The 19,033-nt window shown below is 71.3% G+C and carries 21 protein-coding genes; 6 read left to right on the forward strand and 15 right to left on the reverse strand.

Translation table 11 applies throughout. From position 1 onward, the window contains the following. Positions 1-189 precede the first annotated feature (189 nt). Positions 190-486 carry a hypothetical protein gene (locus tag E4K62_RS10330; RefSeq protein WP_135067151.1) on the forward strand — a complete coding sequence of 99 codons (297 nt, stop codon included), beginning with the start codon at positions 190-192 and terminating at the stop codon, positions 484-486. A 73-nt stretch (positions 487-559) separates the two neighbouring features. After that, positions 560-1,657, forward strand: coding sequence for a GNAT family N-acetyltransferase (locus tag E4K62_RS10335; RefSeq protein WP_135067154.1), 1,098 nt, complete (start codon positions 560-562; stop codon positions 1,655-1,657). On the opposite strand, the gene mutM is transcribed toward E4K62_RS10335, so the two are convergent. The 6 genes from mutM to E4K62_RS10365 form a co-directional block, all read right to left on the reverse strand. Continuing rightward, positions 1,615-2,568 (reverse strand): bifunctional DNA-formamidopyrimidine glycosylase/DNA-(apurinic or apyrimidinic site) lyase, encoded by a 954-nt coding sequence (gene mutM, locus E4K62_RS10340; protein WP_135067157.1) that lies wholly within the window; start codon positions 2,566-2,568, stop codon positions 1,615-1,617. The genes E4K62_RS10335 and mutM overlap by 43 nt on opposite strands. After that, positions 2,561-3,241, reverse strand: coding sequence for a ribonuclease III (rnc, locus tag E4K62_RS10345; protein ID WP_135067160.1), 681 nt, complete (start codon positions 3,239-3,241; stop codon positions 2,561-2,563). The genes mutM and rnc overlap by 8 nt, the downstream gene beginning before the upstream one ends. Before the next feature lies 1 nt (position 3,242). After that, positions 3,243-3,452, reverse strand: a complete 210-nt coding sequence (rpmF, locus tag E4K62_RS10350; protein ID WP_019179169.1) for a 50S ribosomal protein L32 — start codon at positions 3,450-3,452, stop codon at positions 3,243-3,245. 2 nt (positions 3,453-3,454) lie between these two features. Then, entirely contained in the window at positions 3,455-3,955 is a 501-nt protein-coding gene (locus tag E4K62_RS10355; protein WP_135071210.1) for a YceD family protein, read from the reverse strand. Between the two features lie 102 nt (positions 3,956-4,057). Next, entirely contained in the window at positions 4,058-4,555 is a 498-nt protein-coding gene (coaD, locus tag E4K62_RS10360) for a pantetheine-phosphate adenylyltransferase (RefSeq protein ID WP_135067163.1), read from the reverse strand. 25 nt (positions 4,556-4,580) lie between these two features. Continuing rightward, positions 4,581-6,746 (reverse strand): ATP-dependent DNA helicase RecG, encoded by a 2,166-nt coding sequence (locus tag E4K62_RS10365; RefSeq protein WP_135067166.1) that lies wholly within the window; start codon positions 6,744-6,746, stop codon positions 4,581-4,583. Between the two features lie 63 nt (positions 6,747-6,809). Between E4K62_RS10365 and rsmD the strand changes: the two genes are divergently transcribed. Continuing rightward, positions 6,810-7,394, forward strand: a complete 585-nt coding sequence (gene rsmD / locus E4K62_RS10370) for a 16S rRNA (guanine(966)-N(2))-methyltransferase RsmD (protein WP_135067169.1) — start codon at positions 6,810-6,812, stop codon at positions 7,392-7,394. Here the strand turns inward: rsmD and thiL are convergent. Beyond that, positions 7,364-8,347, reverse strand: coding sequence for a thiamine-phosphate kinase (thiL, locus tag E4K62_RS10375; protein ID WP_240742659.1), 984 nt, complete (start codon positions 8,345-8,347; stop codon positions 7,364-7,366). The genes rsmD and thiL overlap by 31 nt on opposite strands. A gap of 35 nt (positions 8,348-8,382) precedes the next feature. Between thiL and E4K62_RS10380 the strand changes: the two genes are divergently transcribed. After that, complete coding sequence (locus E4K62_RS10380; protein WP_240742660.1) at positions 8,383-8,859, forward strand: DUF3515 family protein; 477 nt, start codon at positions 8,383-8,385, stop codon at positions 8,857-8,859. An 18-nt stretch (positions 8,860-8,877) separates the two neighbouring features. Here E4K62_RS10380 and E4K62_RS10385 read toward each other — a convergent pair whose 3' ends face one another. From E4K62_RS10385 to E4K62_RS10415, 7 genes are all read right to left on the reverse strand, one after another. Then, entirely contained in the window at positions 8,878-9,963 is a 1,086-nt protein-coding gene (locus E4K62_RS10385) for a D-alanine--D-alanine ligase family protein (protein ID WP_135067175.1), read from the reverse strand. Beyond that, the gene (locus E4K62_RS10390) at positions 9,869-10,999 is read right to left on the reverse strand and encodes an NAD(P)H-dependent glycerol-3-phosphate dehydrogenase (protein ID WP_135067178.1); all 1,131 of its coding nucleotides are present in this window, start codon (positions 10,997-10,999) and stop codon (positions 9,869-9,871) included. The genes E4K62_RS10385 and E4K62_RS10390 overlap by 95 nt, the downstream gene beginning before the upstream one ends. Beyond that, on the reverse strand, positions 10,989-11,756 hold the full coding sequence (locus E4K62_RS10395; RefSeq protein ID WP_135071215.1) for a lysophospholipid acyltransferase family protein: 768 nt from the start codon (positions 11,754-11,756) through the stop codon (positions 10,989-10,991). The genes E4K62_RS10390 and E4K62_RS10395 overlap by 11 nt, the downstream gene beginning before the upstream one ends. Further along, a complete protein-coding gene (gene murA, locus E4K62_RS10400) occupies positions 11,753-13,120 on the reverse strand; it encodes a UDP-N-acetylglucosamine 1-carboxyvinyltransferase (protein ID WP_135067180.1) in 1,368 nt (455 codons plus the stop codon). Before murA ends, E4K62_RS10395 begins: the two co-directional genes overlap by 4 nt. A gap of 63 nt (positions 13,121-13,183) precedes the next feature. Beyond that, on the reverse strand, positions 13,184-13,780 hold the full coding sequence (leuD, locus tag E4K62_RS10405) for a 3-isopropylmalate dehydratase small subunit (RefSeq protein ID WP_135067183.1): 597 nt from the start codon (positions 13,778-13,780) through the stop codon (positions 13,184-13,186). Position 13,781: 1 nt separating this feature from the next. Then, the gene (leuC, locus tag E4K62_RS10410; RefSeq protein WP_135067186.1) at positions 13,782-15,260 is read right to left on the reverse strand and encodes a 3-isopropylmalate dehydratase large subunit; all 1,479 of its coding nucleotides are present in this window, start codon (positions 15,258-15,260) and stop codon (positions 13,782-13,784) included. 201 nt (positions 15,261-15,461) lie between these two features. Next, positions 15,462-16,541, reverse strand: a complete 1,080-nt coding sequence (locus E4K62_RS10415) for a TerC/Alx family metal homeostasis membrane protein (RefSeq protein WP_187270381.1) — start codon at positions 16,539-16,541, stop codon at positions 15,462-15,464. A 259-nt stretch (positions 16,542-16,800) separates the two neighbouring features. On the opposite strand from E4K62_RS10415, the gene E4K62_RS10420 reads away from it, so the two are divergent. After that, positions 16,801-17,358: an RNA polymerase sigma factor gene (locus E4K62_RS10420; protein WP_135067189.1), complete on the forward strand. Its 558-nt coding sequence runs from the start codon at positions 16,801-16,803 to the stop codon at positions 17,356-17,358. After that, positions 17,355-18,455, forward strand: a complete 1,101-nt coding sequence (locus tag E4K62_RS10425) for a DUF4349 domain-containing protein (RefSeq protein ID WP_135067193.1) — start codon at positions 17,355-17,357, stop codon at positions 18,453-18,455. Before E4K62_RS10420 ends, E4K62_RS10425 begins: the two co-directional genes overlap by 4 nt. 97 nt (positions 18,456-18,552) lie before the next feature. On the opposite strand, the gene E4K62_RS10430 is transcribed toward E4K62_RS10425, so the two are convergent. Further along, positions 18,553-18,969 carry a glucose-6-phosphate dehydrogenase gene (locus E4K62_RS10430; RefSeq protein WP_135067196.1) on the reverse strand — a complete coding sequence of 139 codons (417 nt, stop codon included), beginning with the start codon at positions 18,967-18,969 and terminating at the stop codon, positions 18,553-18,555. Positions 18,970-19,033: the final 64 nt, after the last annotated feature.

Below are 19,033 nucleotides of genomic sequence, written 5' to 3' on the forward strand. Positions count from 1 at the left end.
AACCCGTCCGGGGTCTTCGCTGTGACCGTCTCCTTCTGCGCCACTCCCACAGCCTGCTGAGCGGGCTCCAGGAGAACTCCGCCCTCTTCCGGGCGGAACGGCCCTGTGTCCGCCCTTGCGGCTGCGGCCCGCCCGGCGCCGCCCGGCCTCCGCGCGCTTCTCGCCGCGCCCCTGCGCCCTCATCGGGCGATGACCTCCACGACTCACGAAAGCCTCCTCATGAACACCCCTCTCGACCTCGCCCGCTCTCGCGACCTCGCCGAGCACGATGTGTTGCACGAACTGCGCTCCCTCGCGCACGACGTGCGCCTCATCGACCGCATGTCGCTGCGTCTGGGACTGTGGCTGCTGCTGCGCGGCACCCGCAGCATCCAGCCCATCCCGTATCGTGACGCCCACACGCGGCGGCGGTCGGCCCTGCGCGCCCGCGAGGCGCGCGAACTGGCCGCCCAGCGAATGGCCGCGCTCCTGCCCACCCGCCCGTGACGACAAGGGTCGGGGCCGTCGCACGGCGGCCCCGACCCGGCACCCCCACCCCCATCCGTGTGAAGGAAACCCGATGAGCACCTCCCCTGCCGGCCTGGAACTGCGCCCCCTCCCCCTCCCTGCCTCCGTGGACGCCGACGATGCGGGCGACTTCGTGGAGATGGTGCGGGTGCGCAACCTCATCTCCACCGAGATCTCCGGCCATGACGACTTCCATCTCGCTCCGCACGAGCTGCTGCCGGCGTACGCGCCGGATCCGAACGAGCGACGGATGCTGTGGGTCGTCGTCCTCGACGGCGAGATGGTCGGGCGGGTCGGCGTGGACATCCCGCTGGAGGAGGGCTCGCGCGTCGCGTACTGGCTCGTGGAGCTGCGCCGCTCGGTGTGGGGCCGCGGCATCGGCACCGCCGCCTCTGAGCTCGTCGAACGCACCGCCCGCGCCCACCGGCGCACAGTGCTGCAGTCGTGGGCGCAGCATCCGGCCTCCGCCGACCCCCGTCTTCCGTCGCCGACCGGATTCGGCAGCGTCCCCCGCGATCACTCGGCGCGCTTCTACCTGCGGCACGGTCATACCCTCGAGCAGGTCGAGCGCATCAGCGCCCTCGATCTGACCGATCCTCGCCTGAACGCCCACCTCCAGGGGCTGCTGGAGCAGGCGACGGTGGCCGCCGAAGGCTACCGCGTCGTGCAGTGGGAGCTGCCGACGCCGCCGGAGTTCGTCGAGGGGTACGCGTGGATGAAGTCGCGCATGATCACCGACGCACCGGCGGCCGGCCTGGAGTTCGACGAGGAGGTGTGGGACGCCGACCGGCTGCGCCGCCACGAGCGGTTCTACCTCGACGCGCGTCGCCGGATGCTGGTGACCGCGGCCCAGCACGTCGACTCCGGCGACATCGTCGCCTTCAACGAGCTCGTCGTGGGAGGCGACGGCACGCAGGCCACGCAGCAGGAGGACACGCTCGTGCTCTCCGAGCACCGCGGCCACCGGCTGGGCATGCTCGTCAAGTGCGCAGCCCTCATCGCGTGGCGGAGCGTCGCGCCCGGCTCCCCGCGCGTGCTGACCACCAATGCCGAGGAGAACCGACCCATGCTCGACATCAACGAGGCGATCGGATTCGTACCCATCGCCTACGAGGGCGGCTGGAAGAAGGTGCTCTCCCCCGGCGAGTGAGCCGGCCGGGGAAGGCGCTGGCAGTGCGGGCAGTAGTGGCTCGAGCGGTTCATGAACGACACCCGGACGATCGGCCGGCCGCACCGCGGGCACGGCTGTCCCGTCCGCCCGTAGGCGTTCAGCGAGTGGGCGAAGTAGCCGGCTTCACCGTTGACGTTGACGTACTGCGCATCGAAGCTCGTGCCGCCCTCGGCCAGTGCCTTCTCCAGCACCGCCCGCACTTCCGCGAGGAGCCGCCGGGCGGAGCGCGTGGACAGGACCTGAGCGGGCGTCTCCGGATGCAGACGCGCCGCCCACAGTGCCTCGTCGGCGTAGATGTTCCCGATGCCGCTGACGGTGGTCTGATCCAGCAGCACCCGCTTGATGCCGGACTTCTTGCCTGCCAGCGCGGCGCGGAAGCCGGCAGCGTCGAACGCGGGGTCCAGCGGGTCGCGCGCGATGTGCGCGGCCTGCGACGGGACCTCCGCCCGCGTGCTTCCCCAGCCGCCGGGCGCACCGTCCGGCGTGGGGACGAGGGCGTCGACCGCGAGGGAGCCGAACGTGCGCTGGTCGGCGAACACGACGGCCAGCTCGCCATGACGGGGCGAATCCACGTCGATGCGCACGCGTTCGTGACGCTCCGCCGGCGCGCCCGCGGCGCGCAGCAGCAGCTGTCCACTCATCCCCAGATGCGCCATGAGGGCCTCGGGCCGCTCCGGCGCCGGGCCGGCCAGCGGCAGCCACAGGAACTTGCCGCGGCGCGCCGCGCCTTCGATGGTCCGGCCGATCAGCGCCGCCTCGAACTCGGATGGGGTGCCGGAGTGACGGGTGAGCGCCCGCTGGTCCAGCACCGTCACGCCGCTGATGCGGGCGTCGGTGACGGCGGGTTCCAGCCCCGCGCGGACGACTTCGACCTCGGGGAGCTCAGGCATGCGCGCTGAGGCGGCGCCACGCGGTGAGAGCCGCGGCCATCTCCGCCTGCTTCTTGCTGGAGCCCTCGCCGGTACCGGCCAGCTCCCCCACCCGCACGGTGGCCGTGAACCGGCGATCGTGGTCGGGGCCACGCGCGTCGACTTCGTACGCCGGTGCGGGCATGCCTCGGCGCGCCGCGAGTTCCTGCAGGCTCGTCTTGGGGTCCATCGCCGCACCGTAGCGGTCGGGATCGGCCAGAAGAGGCTCGACGAGGCGCAGCACCAGTGCCGTCGCGGCATCCGGACCGGCCGAGAGGTACGTGGCGCCGATGACGGCCTCCATCGTGTCGGCGAGGATCGAATCCTTGTCGCGCCCCCCGGTGAGGTCTTCCCCGCGTCCGAGACGCAGGTGCGCGCCGAGGCCGATCGTCCGTGCGACCTCGGCGAGGGCGACGGTGGACACCACGCTCGCCCGGCGCTTGGCGAGCTCGCCTTCGTCGAGATCCGGATGCTGCGTGAACAGTCGCACGGTCACGGCTTGGCCGAGCACCGAGTCCCCGAGGAACTCGAGGCGCTCGTTGTGCGCGATGCCGCCGTTCTCATACGCGAAGGAACGGTGCGTCAGCGCAAGCGACAGAAGCTCGGGGTCGATGTCGACCCCGAGCTCGTCGGTGAGCGCCTCGCGCTCAGGCACGTCAGACGTCGGCGACCTTGCGGCCCTTGTACTCCAGGAACAGCTCGGTGCCCTGCGAGTCGGTGACCACCTTGGCCTGGTGAGGACGGCTGTACACGACCTTGCCGTTCTCGATCGTCTTGACCAGCGTGGGCGCTTCGGCCTTCCACTGCGCACGGCGCGAACGGGTGTTCGAGCGGGAGACCTTCCGCTTCGGGGGGTTACCTGCCATGTCTAGCTCTTTCCTGTGTTCTCTACGTCGCGGCGCGGTGCGTCGGCGTCGGGCTCTGGGGTGAAATTCTGCAGGGCGGCCCATCGGGGATCGACGGATTCCTGCGGCCGCTCCGTGGTGTTCTCGGTCAGTCGCTCGCCCGTAGCCGGGTCAAGGCCGGGGCAATCCGGCTGACACACCGGCTGGAACGGAAGCGACAGGACGATCGCGTCCCGAACGAGGATCTCCAGATCCACACGGTCGTCGCGAACCTCGAAGTCCTCCGCTTCTTCCCCAGGATACGCGAAAAGCTCCTGAAACTCGACTTCGACCGGCTGAGCGATGTCGGTCAGGCATCGCCCGCACACACCGGAGTAGGTCGCTCCGGCCGTACCGGAGACCAGCATGCCCTCATGGACGGATTCCACGCGGAGGTCGATGTCGATCGGCTCCCCCTCGGGCACCGATACGAGGCCCTCGCCCCATTTGTCGGGTGCGGGGACCTCCAGCTCGAACTCGCGCATCTCGCCGGGGCGGCGCATGATGTCGCGCACGGCCACGGAGAAGGGTCCAGGTCGGTTTCTCACGGTCGTCAATGCTACCCGCGTCCGAGCGGGCGGGATCCCTCAGTCGCGCGCGCCGGTGTCCAGGAACCGCGCGACGGCGGGCGGAACGAACGGCGACACGTCGCCGCCCAGCGCCGCCACCTGGCGCACGAGCGAACTGGACACGAGCGCGTGGGCGGGGTCGGGCAGCAGGAACACCGTCTCGACGTGGGCGAGGTGCCGGTTGACGATCGCCATGGGGGTCTCGTAGGCGACGTCGACCTGCGAGCGGATGCCCTTGACCAGCACGCCCGCTCCGACATCGGTCGCGTAGTCCACGAGCAGCCCCATCGTCCACGACGCCACGACGATCTCTGCGCCGTCGATGCCGCTCTCGGCCACGGACTGCTCCAGCAGGGTGAGCCGCTGGGCGATGGGAAGCATGGCCTCCTTGCCGGGGTTGTGCACCACGAGGACGTGCAGCTCGTCGTACAGCCCGGCGGCCCGGCGGATCACGTCGAGATGTCCCAGGGTGGGCGGATCGAACGATCCGGGCACCACGGCGATCCGACTGTTCATGACCCTCACCCTATCGGGACGGCCCTCACCCCTTCGCCAGCGCGGCGCGCTCCTCCGCGCTCACGCGGCGCTCGATCGCGGCGGCGAGTCCCCGGTGGGCAGCCAGGGCCGGATCCTCGGCGAGGACCACCTCGGCGGCGGCGCGCGCCTGCGTGATGAGGTCGGCGTCGGCGACGACGCGCAGCAGCCGCAGCGAGGAGCGGGCGCCGGACTGCGCCGCTCCCAGCACGTCTCCCTCGCCGCGCAGCTCCAGGTCGACCTCGGCGAGCTCGAACCCGTCGAGGGTGGCGGCGACGGCTTGCACGCGGGCACGGGCGGGGCTCCCCGGCCGCGCCTCGGTGACCAGCAGGCACAGCCCCGGCACTCCCCCGCGGCCGACGCGACCGCGCAGCTGATGCAGCTGCGACACGCCGAACCGGTCCGCTTCGAGGATGACCATCGTCGAGGCGTTGGGCACGTCGACGCCCACCTCGACCACGGTCGTCGCGACGAGCACGTCGATGTCTCCGCGGGCGAAGGCCTGCATCACCGCGTCCTTCTCCTCGGCGGGCATCTTCCCGTGCAGGATCTGCACGCGGATGTCTGCGAACGCCGGATGCCGCGACAGCACGTCGGCCACCTGCACGACGCCCCAGCGCGTGCGCGAGGACTCACCCGCGTCGTCGAGCACCTCCTCGCCGGTGTCGTCCTCCGCGCCGGTCTCGGCGTCGATGGCCGCGCACACCACGAACGCCTGGCGGCCCTGCGCGACCTCCTCGGCCACGCGGTCCCACACCCGCGCGAACCACGCGGGCTTCTCGGCCACCGGCGCCACGAACGTCTGGATGCCGGCGCGCCCGGCCGGCATGGTGCGGATGGTGGAGACGTCGAGGTCGCCGAAGACGGTCATCGCGACGGTGCGCGGGATCGGGGTGGCGGTGAGGACGAGGGTGTGGGGTGCCGTGCCCTTGGCGCGCAGGGCCTCGCGCTGGTCCACGCCGAACCGGTGCTGCTCGTCCACGACGACCAGTCCCAGGTCGGCGAACGTCGTCGAAGAGCTCAGCAGCGCGTGCGTGCCGACGACGATGAGTGCCTGACCCGACGCCACGCGCAGGGCCGCCCGGCGTCGCTCGGCCGCGGGGAGCTGACCGGTCAGCAACGTGGGCATGAGCTCCGGTGCGAGCGTCGGTCCCAGCATCCGTGCGATCGACCGCACGTGCTGGGCGGCGAGCACCTCGGTGGGGGCGATGAGCGCCGACTGGCCGCCGGATTCGGCCACCTGCAGCATCGCGCGCAGTGCCACGAGCGTCTTGCCCGAACCGACCTCGCCCTGCACGAGCCGGTTCATCGGCCACTCGCCGGCCAGGTCGGCGGCGATCCGGTCGCCGACGACGACCTGGTCAGGCGTGCGCTCGAACGGCAGCGCGGCGTCGAAGCGCTCGAGCAGCCCGCCCGGGGCCGCGGAGCGCTGCCGCGCCGACAGCGCACGCACGGCCTGCCGCTGCTGCAGGAGGGCGGCCTGGAGCACGAAGGCCTCGTGCATGCGCAGCGTCGCCACGGCGGGTCCCACCTGCTCCTCCACCTCAGGGCGGTGGATGCGCTCGAGCGCCGTCCGCGCATCCAGGAGTCCGTGGCGGCGTCGCAGGTCGTCCGGCAGCGGATCCTCGACGTCGCCGAGCCCGTCCAGAACGAGCGAGATGGTCTTGTGGATCAGGGGGCTGGGCAGCGAAGCGGTCGCCGGGTAGATCGGGATGGGCAGCTGCGCATAGCTCTCCGCCGTCATGCGGGCGCTCTCGACGTCTTCGAAGAGCTCGTAGTCGGGATGCGTCAGCTGCGTCGCCCCGCGGTACTCGCCCACCTTCCCCGAGAACATGCCGCGTCGCCCCGGCTGCAGGTCTTTCAGGCGCCACGTCTGATTGAAGAACGTCAGCGTCATGCGCCCGTCGCCGTCGCTGATGACGACCTCGAGGATCGACCCCTTGCGGTTCTGCATGCGGCGCTCGCCCGCGCTGACGACTTCCGCGACGATGGTGACCGGCTCCCCGAGCGGGAGGGAGGCGATGGGGGTCAGCTCCCCGCGCTTGGCGTACCGGCGGGGGTAGTGCATGAGCAGATCGCCGACCGTCGTCATGCCGAAGGCGCGCTCGAAGGCCCCCGCGGTCTTGCCGCCGACGGCACCGTCCAGGCGCGAGGCGAGGGAGAGGCCGGGCATGATCCGAGTCTAGGCATGCGCGACGACACCGATTCTCCGCTCATGCCTTTGTAGGCTGGGACGGTGACACGCATCATCGCCGGAGCCGCGGGCGGCACGGTGATCGCCATCCCCTCCGCCGGTACCCGGCCCACGAGCGACCGTGTGCGCGAGTCGCTGTTCGGTGCGCTGGATGCGGCCGACCTCCTCCACGGCGCACGGGTGGCCGACCTGTACGCCGGCTCCGGCGCGCTGGGACTCGAGGCGGCCAGCCGCGGCGCGGCGGCCGTGGACTTCGTGGAGAAGGCTCCCGAGGCCGCATCCGTCCTGCGCCGCAACGCCGCGCGCGTCGCGCAGTCCGGGCGGCTGTCCGCGCCCCTCCGGGTGCACCGCGCCGCGGTGACGACGTTCCTCACCGCCGCCGCTCGCGGCCCGTACGACCTGGTGTTCCTCGACCCGCCCTACGACCTTCCCGATGCCGACCTGGCCGCCGCCCTCACTGCGCTGGCCGGCCGCCTGAGCGAGGACGCCGTGGTGATCGTCGAACGCGCGCGCCGCTCCCCCGAGCCGCCATGGGCGGATGCCGGACTGGAGGCCCTCCGCACGCGGGCCTACGGCGACACCGTTATGTGGTGGGGTCAGCCGCGCCCGGCGTCCCAGTCGCGGTAGGGGTCCCAGCCGCCCCGGCGCTCGTACGCGACGCCGTCCACGGTCAGGGCAGCCGCACCGCGCTCCCGGACCACGCCGATGCGCCGCCCGGCCGAGGTCGTCCCCGGCGGCACGGTCAGCAGCAGCGCGTGGTCCTCGCCACCGGTGAGGGCCGCCGCCGCATCCTCTCCCAGGGTGGAGCGCTCGAGGTCGAGCGTGACACCTGAAGCCTGCGCCATGCGGGTGGCATCCAGTGCGAGCCCGTCTGAGACGTCCATCATCGCCGTCGCTCCCGCCGCGGCGGCATCCGCTCCGGCCGCGACGGGCGGACGGGGTGCGAGCTGGCGGGAGACGGCGTGCGCCGCGTCCGGCGCGAGCGCCCCCAGGGCCGCCGCCGTGACCGGCAGCGGTTCTCCCCCGGGCCCGCTGAAGCGGTCGAAGAGCACCGCGAGGCCGCGGGCCGCGATGCCGAGATCGCCGATCACACGCACCTCGTCGCCCGGCCGCGCACCGCTGCGGCGCACCGGATCGCGTCCGTCGAGGGAGCCCAGTGCGGTGACGGCGATCGTCAGGGTGTCCGACACCGTCAGATCGCCCCCCTCCACAGCGCAGCCGGGCGCCAGCTCGGCGCACGCGGCGGCCAGGCCGTCGGCGAGTCCTTCGACGAAGGCCGCCGGCGTCTCATCCGGAAGCGCGAGGGCCACCAGCAGAGCCGTCGGACGCGCCCCCATGGCCGCCACATCGGCGAGATTGACGGCGGCCGCCTTCCAGCCCAGCTGGAACGGGGTGGACCACGCGAGACGGAAGTCCGGACCGTGCACGAGCGTGTCGGTCGTGGCCACCACGCGCCCGTCAGGCGCCGCGATCACGGCGGCGTCGTCACCGGGACCGACCACAGCCGCCGAGGCCGGCAGTCGGCTCAGGATGCGGCGGAGGATCTCCGCCTCGCCGGTCGCGCCCACTGTTGCACCCACACGACCCACGCTACCGGGCGGGTTAGCCTGGAGGAGTGATCCGCCCGCGCCGTCCCCTCGCCGCGGTGGCACTCTCCCTGCTCGCCGCTGCGACCCTGTCCGGCTGCGCCGGGACGGTGTCGCTGCAACCTGCAGCCAACGCCGGCGACCCCGCGTGCGCCGCGGTGTCGGTGCGCCTCCCCGACCAGGTGTCGGGGCAGGAGCGCCGCTGGACGGATGCGCAGGCCACTGCCGCGTGGGGCAGCCCGACCGCGATCATCCTCACGTGCGGTGTGGAAGAACCCGGCCCCTCCCCCCTGCGCTGCGAGACGGTCGAGGGCGTGGACTGGCTCATCGACGAATCGGAGGCGGCCGACGATCACTACCGGTTCACGACCTTCGGGCGCACCCCCGCCGTGGAGGTCTACCTCGACTACGACGTCGTGCGCAGCGGCGACACCCTCCGCGCGCTCTCGCCGATCCTCAACCCGATCCTGGAGAAGACCGGCTCCGTCTGCACGCCGCGCGCCTGAGCCGGCGCGGCCGGTCGATCAGGCGCGGGACAGCCCGTCCTCGATGAGCTCGCTCACCAGCTCCGGGTAGCTCATCCCCGACGCGATCCAGCATCGCGGGAACATCGAGATGGGCGTGAATCCGGGCATGGTGTTCACTTCGTTGACGAAGAACTCCGTGCCGGTGAAGAAGAAGTCCACGCGGGCCAGGCCCTCCCCGCCCAGCGCCTCGAACGCGCGCGCGGCGATCCGCTGCATCTCGGCCAGCTCGCCGTCGCGGAGGTCGGCCGGGCAGACCAGGTCGATGCCGGGAGCGCCGAGGTACTTGGCCTCGAAATCGTAGAAGTCGCGCCCGCTGACGACGATCTCTCCCGCGACGCTCACGCGTGTCGGGGCACCCTCGCGTCCGGGGAGCACGCCGCACTCCAGCTCCCGCCCGATGACGGCCTGCTCGACCAGGACGACGGAGTCCTCCGCGAAGGCCACCTCCAGCGCCGGCTCCAGCTCCTCCCACGCGGAGACCTTGGTCACCCCGACGGAGGAGCCCGACCGGTTCGGCTTGACGAAGACCGGAAGGCCCAGGGCGGCGATGCGGCGCTCGGTCTCCTCGCGGTCGCGGGCGAGATCGGCCCGGGTCAGCGACACCCACGGGACCACCGGGACGCCCGCGGAGCGGAGCACGCTCTTGGTCACGTGCTTGTCCATGCCCAGCGCCGACATGAGCACCCCGGCGCCGGCGTAGGGCAGGCCGATCAGCTCGAGCATCCCCTGCACGGTGCCGTCCTCGCCGAAACGGCCGTGGAGGATCGGCAGCACCACGTCGATGTCGCCCAGGGAGCGCTCGCCCGACTCGTCCAGCACGGTCAGCTCCCGCGTCGCCGTGGACTCGGGCCAGCGGATGCGGGTGCCGTTGTCGGCGACTTCGGGGAGCGTCGCACCATCCAGCGCGAACTTGTCGGGATCGTCCTCTTCCAGCACGAAGGCGCCCTCGCGGGTGATCCCGACCGGGATCACGCGGTAGCGCTCACGGTCAATCGCCCGAAGGACGCCGCCCGCCGTCGCGGAACTGATCGAGTGCTCGCTGGATCGACCGCCAAAGAGCACCACGACCACCGGCTTGTCCATTCTGCGTCCTTTCGCCCGTGGGCTTGTCATCATCGGTGGTGAGGTGCGGGGCGATGTCGCGGGGATCCATGGTGCCGTCCAGCACCATCTTCACCTGCTCGACGATGGGCATCTCCACCCCCACTTCGCGGGCCAGCTGGAGCACGGGAGCGACGGAGGCGAGCCCCTCGGCGGTCTGCTGCATCTGCTTGATCACATCGGGCAGTGTCACTCCCTGCCCCAGCAGCCTTCCGGCGGTGTTGTTGCGGCTCAGCGGCGACTGGCACGTCGCGATGAGGTCGCCCAGACCCGCGAGCCCCTGCAGCGTCTCGGGGTGCGCGCCCTGTGCGACGGCGAAGTCGGTCATCTCGACCAGGCCACGCGTGATGATCGACGCCTTGGTGTTCTCGCCGTACCCGACGCCGTCCACGATGCCGATCGCCACGGCGATGAGGTTCTTCAGCACGCCGCCGAACTCCGTGCCGATGACATCGGTGTTGACGAAGGTGCGGAAGTACCGGTTGCGCGCCCGTAGGGCCACCGCCTCGGCGGTGGCCTGGCTCGTGGAGGAGATCACCGCCGCCGTGGGCTGCTCCCGCGCGATCTCCAGGGCGAGATTCGGCCCGGATGCGACGGCGATCCGGGCCGGGTCGCACTGCAGACCCTCCTCGATCACCTGGCTCATCCGCATCCCCGTCGCCTTCTCGACGCCCTTCATGAGCGAGACGATCGGAGCGTCCGAGGCCGCCACGAGCGGACGCACGGCGGCGAGGTTCTCCCGCAGCGCCTGACTGGGCACGGAGAGGTAGACCTGGTCCGCGCCCTCGAGCGCCTCGGCGAGGTGCGATGTCGCCGTCATCTGGTGCGGCAGGTTGATGCCCGGAAGATACTGCGTGTTGCGGTGCGCCTGGCGGATCTCCTCCGCCTGCTCGGGCCGGCGCGACCACATGGTCACGTGCGCGCCGCCGTCGGCGAGCACCTTGCCGAACGTCGTCCCCCAGCTGCCCGCACCGAGCACCGCCACGCGCGGCAGCGGGGCGTCCTGCCTACGGCTCAAGGCGACCCGTCTCCTTCTGCCCGTGCACTGCGGGGTCCCACCGCTCGGCGGGAGCGGGGATGCCGCGCAGCTGCGAGAGCAGATCCGTGATCCGATCCATCACCACCGACGTCGCCTGCATGAGGACAGCCGGTTGCGTGCTGCCCTCCCGGTAGGCGGACAGATCCACGGGGGGCCCGAACACGATACGCACGGGACGGCGCAGGGGCCACAGCCGGGGCTTGCCGTACCGGGGCATGATCTCCTGCACGCCCCAGTGGGCGACCGGGATGATGGGCAGATCACCCGCGAGCGCCAGGCGCACCGCTCCGGTCTTGCCCCGCATGGGCCACAGGTCGGGGTCGCGGGTGAGCGAGCCCTCGGGGTACACGACGACGCCGCGGCCGTGCGCGACGAGCTCCTCGGCGCTGCGGATGGTCTCGCGGGCCGAGGCCCCCGACGCCGTCCGTGCCACCGGCACCATCCCCGTGGCCCGCAGTGCTGCGCCCAGCACCGGGATGCGGAACAGGCTCTCCTTCGTGAGGAACCGCGGCGCCCGGCCCAGCCGCCACACGGCGACCGCCACGACGCACGGGTCGAACTCGGAGAGGTGGTTGGGCGCCAGGATGTACGGCCCCTCCTCAGGGAGGTGCTCCTGGCCGGATATCTCGATCTTGGCGAGCAGGCTGACGGCAGGCTCCACCACGGCCCCCAGGAGCCAGAAGACGCTCGGTCGTGACTTCTCGCGCGACGCGCGACGACGGGATGCCACGGCTATCCGATGACGTCGAAGTCGGCGCCGACCGCGTCGAGCTTGGCGAGGAACTTCTCGTACCCGCGGCGGATGATGCCGATGTTGCGGACCACCGACTCCCCCTCGGCCGCGAGTGCGGCGATCACGTAGCTGTACCCGCCGCGCAGGTCGGGCACCACGACATCCGCGCCGTGCAGAGGCGTCGGGCCCTTGATGACGGCGGCCTGCTCGAGCGAGCGGCGGGGCACGCGGCGGTCGGGGCTGTCGATCCCCTGCGGGTGCACCACGATGTCGGCGCCCATCTGCACGAGGGCGGCGGTGAACCCGAGGCGGTTCTCGTACACCGTCTCGTGCACGACGGAGGTGCCCTCCGCCTGTGTGAGGGCGACGATGAGGGGCTGCTGCCAGTCGGTCATGAAGCCCGGGTGCACGTCGGTCTCCACCATGACGGGCTTGAGGGCGCCGTCGCGGCGGAACCGGATGCCGTCCTCCTGCACGTCGAACCATCCGCCGGCCTTGCGGAACACGTTCAGGAACGTCAGCATCTCCTGCTGCTTGGCCCCGCGGACGAAGATCTCACCGTCGGTGGCCAGGGCGGCGCACGCCCACGACGCGGCCTCGTTGCGGTCGAAGATCGCCCGGTGGTCGTAGCCGCGGAGCGAGTCGACGCCCTCGATGAGGATCACGCGGTTCGGCTCGTAGGAGATGATCGCGCCCATCTTCTGCAGCACGGCGATCAGATCCATGATCTCCGGCTCGATGGCGGCGTTGCGCAGCTCGGTGACGCCCTTGGCCTTGACCGCCGTCAGCAGCACCTGCTCGGTCGCGCCCACGCTCGGGTAGGGCAGCTCGATCTCGGCGCCGTGCAGGCCGTCGGGGGCGGTGATCCGGATGCCCTCGTAGCTCTTGTCCACCACCGCGCCGAACGCGCGCAGCGCATCCATGTGGAAGTTGATCGGCCGGTCGCCGATCCGGCAGCCGCCGAGGTCGGGGATCAGCGCCTCGCCGAGGAGGTGCAACAGCGGTCCGCAGAAGAGGATCGGGATGCGGGAGGCTCCCGCGTACGCGTCGATCTCCTCGAAGTGGGCCGTGGCGGCGCCGCTGGGGTCGAGGTGGATCTCTCCGTTCTCACCGTCCTGGACGCGCACGCCGTGCACCTCCAGCAGGGAGCGCACGATCTGCACGTCGCTGATGTCGGGCACGTCGCGCAGGACGCTGGGGGTCTCGCCGAGGAGCGCTGCCACCATCGCCTTGGTGACGAGGTTCTTCGCTCCCTTGACCTCGACGTCTCCACGCAGCGGGCGGCCCCCGCGGATGGAGAGGACCTCACCGGATTCGCCGGCGGGCCCGGAGTAGGCGGGACCGGCGTCGGGGACGAGTGCTCTCATGCAGGGGACCTCACTTGGTGTTGACGAGGGGATGGCGCCGGCCCGGGTGAGGCCTGACGTGGCTTACCGGACAGGGAGCGTCCGCGGCCGCCATCCCTCGCGGCGCGCCTCGAACTGCGCGATCTTGTCTTCGTTCCGCAGCGTGAGCCCGATGTCATCGAGCCCCTCGAGAAGCCGCCACCTAGTGTAATCGTCGATGTCGAACGCGACCCGGAGATCGCCGATCTCCGCTTCCCGCTTGTCGAGATCCACCGTCATCCGCACCCCCGGTTCGGCGTCGACGGCCGCCCAGATCCGCTCCAGGTCGCCCTCGGTGATGACGCCCGTGACCAGGCCCTGCTTGCCCGCGTTGCCACGGAAGATGTCGGCGAACTTGGGGCTCAGCACGACGCGGAAGCCGTAGTCCCGCAGCGCCCACACGGCGTGCTCGCGGCTGGATCCGGTACCGAAGTCCGCACCGGCGACGAGGATCGACGCGGCCGAGAACGCCGGCTGGTTCAGGATGAAATCGGGGTCCTGCCGCCAGTTGGCGAACAGCGCGTCCTCGAAGCCGGTCTTGGTGACCCGCTTGAGGTAGACCGCGGGGATGATCTGGTCGGTGTCGACCGCGGATCGCTTCAGCGGCGCGACGACACCGGTGTGGGTGACGAACTTCTCCATGTCAGGCCTCCGCCCCGATCGTCGCGGTCTCGTGCAACGGCGCCAGGTCGCTGGGACTGGACAGCGTCCCGCGCACCGCCGTGGCCGCAGCCACCAGCGGCGAGACCAGATGCGTGCGGCCGCCCTTGCCCTGACGGCCCTCGAAGTTGCGGTTCGACGTCGACGCGCACCGCTCGCCGGGGGCGAGCTGGTCGGGGTTCATCCCCAGGCACATGGAGCAGCCGGCGAAACGCCATTCCGCCCCGAACTCCTCGAACACCTTGTCCAGGCCCTCGGCCTCGGCTTCCAGGCGTACGCGCGCCGAGCCCGGGACGACCATGACGCGCACGCCGTCGGCCTTGGTGCGACCGCGGACGATCGAGGCGAAGGCACGGAGGTCTTCGATGCGGCTGTTCGTGCACGAACCCATGAACACCGCATCCACCCGCACGTCCTTCAAGGGAGTCCCGGGGGTCAGATCCATGTACTGCAGCGCCCGCTCGGCGGCGACCTGCTCGGCGGGGTCCGTCATCGCGGCGGGGTCGGGGACGACGTCGCTCAGCGAGACGCCCTGACCGGGGTTGGTGCCCCACGTCACGAACGGCTCCAGCTCCGCGGCATCCAGGAACACCTCGGCGTCGTAGACGGCGCCCTCGTCGCTGGGGAGGGTGCGCCAGTAGGTGACGGCCTCCTCCCAATCCTGGCCCGTCGGCGCGTGCGGGCGCCCCTGCAGGTAGGCGAAGGTCGTCTCGTCCGGGGCGACCATTCCGGCGCGCGCGCCGGCTTCGATCGACATGTTGCAGATCGTCATGCGGCCCTCCATCGAGAGGGCGCGGATGGCGCTGCCGCGGTACTCCAGCACGTACCCCTGCCCACCGTTGGTGCCGATCTTGGCGATCACGGCGAGGATGATGTCCTTCGCCGTCACGCCGGGCTTGAGGTCGCCCTCGACGGTGATGGCCATCGTCTTGAAGGGCTTGAGCGGCAGGGTCTGCGTCGCCAGGACGTGCTCCACCTCGCTCGTGCCGATGCCGAAGGCCATGGCCCCGAAGGCGCCGTGCGTGGAGGTGTGCGAGTCGCCGCACACGACGGTCACGCCGGGCATCGTGAGCCCCAGCTGCGGCCCGACGACGTGGACGATCCCCTGCTCGGCGTCGCCGAGGGAGTGCAGGCGCACCCCGAATTCGGCGGCGTTGCGGCGCAGCGTCTCGATCTGGGTGCGGCTGGTCAGATCCGCGATCGGCTTGTCGATGTCGAGGGTGGGGGTGTTGTGGTCCTCCGTGGCGATGGTGAGGTCCAGGCGCCGCACGGGACGCCCCTCGGCGCGCAGTCCGTCGAAGGCCTGCGGGCTCGTGACCTCATGGACCAGGTGCAGGTCGATGTAGATCAGGTCGGGCTCGCCGTTCTCGCCCTTGACGACGAGGTGGTCGTCCCAGACCTTCTCCGCCAGCGTGCGGGGGCGGTCGGGGATCGACGGGATTTCGGGGTGGGCGGTGCTCATGTGTTCTGCCGTTCTCCTCGGATGGGGATCAAGCCCGCGACGAACTCCGCGACGAGAGAGGCCTGTTACGAGGTCTCGCCGCGGCCGCTAAGGAGAAGGCGAGCGATCCGCACGCGCCCACGATACCACCGGGTCCGACGGCACCGATCACGGCGCGTCGGAGCCCCGATCCGGCCCCGCCCCCGTGTCGTCGTGCCCGGCTCAGCCCTCGCCGCGCTCGGTCGCCGAGCGCTCGACGGTGGGCGGCGTGCCCTTCTCGTCCGCCACGCGGGATGCGGCGGCCGTTGCGGTCGCGGCCGTCCGGCGGTCGCGCGCCGAGGCGAGGAGGCTCGCGATCGTGGCAACGGCCATGGCCACGACGATCACGACGAGGGAGGCCATGGTGGAGATCTCCGGCGCCCATTCGATGTGCTCGCCGCCGTTGATGAACGGCAGCTCGTTCACGTGCATGGCGTGGAAGACGAGCTTGACGCCGATGAACGCGAGGATGAACGCGATCCCGTAATGCAGGTAGCGCAGGCGGTCGAGGAGATCGCCGAGGAGGAAGTAGAGCTGGCGCAGCCCCATCAGCGCGAAGATGTTCGCGGTGAAGACGATGAAGGCGCTCTGGGTGATGCCGAAGATGGCGGGGATGGAGTCGATCGCGAAGAGCAGGTCGGTGACGCCGATCGCGACGAAGACGATGATCATCGGCGTCCACATCTTCTTGCCGCCCACGACGGTGCGGATCTTGGATCCGTCGTACTCGTCGCTGATGTCGATCATGCGGCGCAGCTGGCGGACGACGAAGCCCTCGCGTTTGGCGTCGTCGTCGTGGTCTCCGCCGGGGAAGGCCTGGCGGATCGCGGTGTAGACGAGGAATGCACCGAAGAGGTAGAAGATCGGGCTGAAGTTCTCGATGATGGTGGCGCCGACGAGGATGAACGCCCCGCGCAGCACGAGGGCGATGATGATGCCGACCATCAGCACTTCCTGCTGGTATCGGCGCGGCACCGAGAACTGCGACATGATCAGCACGAAGACGAAGAGGTTGTCGATCGAGAGGCTGTACTCGGTCAGCCATCCGGCGATGAACTGGCCCGCGTACTCGCCGCCGGCGAAGACCCACATGAGGCCGGCGAAGATGAGGGCAAGCGTCACGTAGAACACCACCCACAGCGTCGACTCGCGTGTCGAGGGGATGTGCGGCCGCTTGAGGATCAGCAGCAGGTCGGCCAGCAGGATGAGGGTGAGCACGACCAGCGAGCCGATCTCGAACCAAAGCGGCAGTTCCAGGTCCATCGGGGCCTTTCAAAAAGGGTGAGGGGTCGGTAGACGCCGAAAGTCTCTCCCCGCGACGCGTGTCGCGGCGCGTACCCGGGGTCCGCCGAGGGGCCCGTGATGACGGATGCGCGCTGTCGGGATACTCCCTCTCGCGGCGTCGAGTCTACCGTCATGACCGCACACCGATCGGATGCGAGACGATCCCTGCCCGGCGGACACCTCCTCAGTGAGAGACAATGGGCCGGCGGCGCGGGGGCGCAGCCGGGGACGGGACGACATGACGCAGGAGCAGGTCGACGACGCGACGCTGGTGGCACGCGCCGCGGGCGGATCGGAGTCCGCCTTCCGTGCGCTGTACCGCGCGTATGCGCGACCGGTGTACTGGATCGCGCACCGCCTGCTCGAGAACGCCTCCGACGCCGAGGACGTGACGCAGGAGACGTTCGTCCTGGCGTGGCAGAAGATCCCCCGGCTGCAGCTGCAGGGCGCCTCGCTCCTGCCGTGGCTGGCGACGATCTGCCGGCTGCAGGCGGCCAACCGCCTGCGCGCCCGGCGCCGCGACCGCAACCGCTCGGCGGAGCTGGATGACCGCATCCCCGACACCATCGACGTCGAGAAGCAGGTGATCGACTCGGTGACGGTGGCCGCGATCCTGCGCGAAGTGGACGGCCTCAGCGACCTGGACCGCGAGATCTTCCGCCTCTGCGCCGCCGAGGGGTATGCCTACCAGGCAGCCGCCGAAGAGCTCGGCGTCGCCCACGGGGTCGTGCGCAACCGTCTCTCCCGCATCCGCACACGTGTGCGCGGTGCCGTGACCGAGACGGAGAACGCATGAACACGCACGACCTGGATGCGCCGGTACTTCCCGAATTCACCGACGAGCGCGTCGCCGCGATCGAGCGTGACGTGTTCGCGCGCATCGCGGACGACCGCCGGCGGCAGCGGCGGCGCCGCACACTCGCGTGGTCCGTCGGGGGCGCCGCGGCCGCGGTCCTCGTCGTCGCCGCGGTCATCGCCCCCGGTCTCATGGCGTCGCTGTCGGGCGGGGCGGACAGCTACTCGGTGGCGCCGGCAACCGACTCGGGCGGCTCGGAGTCGGCGGCGGCCGACCGCGCGACGGTGGGCGAAGCGGCCGTCGGCGAGAGCGTCCGCGCGGTGATCTCCACGGCATCCGCGACGGTCGTCGTGGAGGACGTCGCCACCGCGGCGCAGCGGATCGCCGACGACGCGGAGGCACGCGGCGGGTATGTGGAGTCGCTCAGCGTCGACGCCGCCGCCGAGGGGATCACGGGGGGCGCGCCGGTCGACGGCCTGCGCTTCGACACCGACCAGGTGCTCATCGAGCCCGCCCCCGGGCCGGGCTCCGGTGCCGGTCGGGTCACGGTGCGCATCCCGGACGAGGATCTGGACGCCGCCATCGCCGCCCTCGCGGAGGTGGGCGAGGTCACCTCCTCGACGGTGTCACGGCAGGACGTCACGGATCAGGCGATCGATCTGCGTGCACGCGTGGCGGCGGGCGAAGCATCCGTCGCCCGGCTCACTGAGCTGCTTGCTCAGGCCGCCGACGTCGCGGACCTGATCGCCGCCGAGACCGCCCTCGCCGAGCGGCAGGCGGCGCTGGAGTCGGACCGCCAGCAGCTCGCGTGGCTCGAGGGGCAGGTGGACCTCTCGACCCTCACGGTGCAGCTCGTGCCGCGTTCGACGCCGGTCGAGGCCGACCCGGCCGGATTCACCGACGGCGTCATGGCGGGATGGAACGGGCTGGTCGCCGCCGCCAACGGCGTCGTGATCGCCGTCGGCTTCCTGCTCCCCTGGCTCGCCGTGGCCGCGGGAGCCGGGGCGGTCGTGTGGGGCATCGTCCGCCTCATCCGCCGTTCGCGCCGGGTGCGGGGCGGACGGCGCTCCCCCGGCGACGCTCCCCCGGCTCCCTGAGCCGCCGCCGCGCCGTTCAAAACTCAGGAGACACGCCGAGCCGAACCTCGGATCGGCCGCTCCCGGGCCCGATTCTCCTGAATTCTGAACCGACGAGTCAGACGACCTGGCGGCCGCACATGCCGCACTCGCCGGTGGCGGAGACCTCGACGAAGCAGTCCGGGCACATCGCGCGGACGGTGTCGGTGTCGACGGTGCGGCGCACGGGCGCCTCACGGCGCGGGGCCTTGGCCGCCGCAGGGCGGGCGGCACGAGGAGCACGCCCGGCCGGTGCGGCCGCCGCCGCGGGGGCGGGGGCTGCGGGCGTGTGCGCGGCGCAGTAGAACCGCACGAAACCGGCGTGGTGGTTGGGGTGACGGTGCTTGACGGCCCACAGCTCGGTACGTGGCAGCGGCTCGCCGCTCGCCCCACACGCGAAGCACCGTGTCGGCTCCCCGGGGGCGGCCTCCGCCGCCGGAGTCGGGACGTCGAAGGGGATCGCGTCCCGCCAATCGGATGACTGCACAACCCGCATGGCGTCTCCTCCCACTCCACCTTCCACGGTACGCGACTCCACGCGCTCCGGCGGCCACCTCGCG

The sequence above is a fragment of the Microbacterium wangchenii genome (assembly GCF_004564355.1).
GTDB classification, from domain to species: domain Bacteria; phylum Actinomycetota; class Actinomycetes; order Actinomycetales; family Microbacteriaceae; genus Microbacterium; species Microbacterium wangchenii.